We start from the raw sequence: 1,160 nt of genomic DNA, 5'->3' as shown, positions 1-1,160 counted from the left end.
GCCGGGTTCTGGTCCCTCCCCAGGATTTGCGTACCCAAACGCTAAGACTGGTGATGATACCGGGCAACATCCGGCATATTCGCTATACCCCGGATAGCGGCCATTATATTCAACGCATCACGCCCTTTCCCGCGCGTGAAGGCAAACTGTTGGATTTACGGGATATCGAGCAGGGATTGGAAAACTTGCAACGTTTCCCGACCGTGCGGGCGGAGATGAACATTGTCCCGGCAGCGCAGCCGGGGGAGAGCGATATTGTGCTGGACTGGCGTCAGTCCCGCCACTGGCGAGTCGCCACGTATCTGGATGATACCGGCTCCAAGAGCACCGGGCGTTATCAGGGCGGACTCACCTTCTTTCTGGATAACCCCCTGGCGCTCAGCGATCTATTTTATCTCTCCGGTGGGCGCGATATTCACGCGTCTGCCGGGAAGGGCAGCCAGAACGACACGCTCTATTACTCCCTGCCCTTCGGCTACTGGATGGCCAGCGTGACGGCCAGTCATTACGATTATACCCAGACAATAGCTGGGCTGAATCAGGCAATTCAATACCGGGGCAAAAGCCAAAACCTGGCGGTCCAGCTTAGCCGGGTGCTACATCGTAACGCCGACCAGAAAACCGGGCTTAACGGTGAAATTTATCGTCGGGCATCCCGTAATTTTATTGATAACACTGAAATCGATGTTCAGCGCCGGGAAACTGCGGGCTGGAAGCTGGGGCTGTCTCATCATCACTTTATCGGCAGCGCGACGCTGGATACCAAAGTGACTTACCAGCAGGGCATGCGCTGGTTTGGCGCACAACCGGCGCCGGAAGAGTACCGCAATGAGGGGACCGCCTTGCCTAAAATCACCCAGTTCTCGGCGACGCTTTCCGGGCCGTTAACGCTGTTTTCTCAGCCCTTTTCTTATCAGACCCAATACTTACGTCAGATAAGCGCCAGCCCATTGACGCCCCAGGATCGATTTTCAATCGGTGGCCGCTGGACGGTACGCGGCTTTGATGGCGAGTTGACCTTATCCGCTGATCGGGGCTGGTACAGCCGCAACGAACTGGACTGGCAAACCCCGCTGCGCGGGCAATCGCTGTATCTGGCAATGGATTATGGCGAAGTGGGCGGCCGGGGCAGCGACGCGCTGCTCGGAAAACACCTGGCG

Annotated in this window: 1 protein-coding gene; it reads left to right on the top strand. The window is 57.3% G+C overall.

Annotated features, from left to right (window positions below):
* The coding region (locus C6H66_RS24640; protein WP_105397025.1) for a ShlB/FhaC/HecB family hemolysin secretion/activation protein at nt 1–1,160 on the top strand (1,160 nt) is incomplete at both ends.

The organism is Photorhabdus hindustanensis, assembly GCF_002968995.1.
GTDB lineage: Bacteria > Pseudomonadota > Gammaproteobacteria > Enterobacterales > Enterobacteriaceae > Photorhabdus > Photorhabdus akhurstii.
This window is presented reverse-complemented; position numbering and strand designations above follow the sequence as displayed.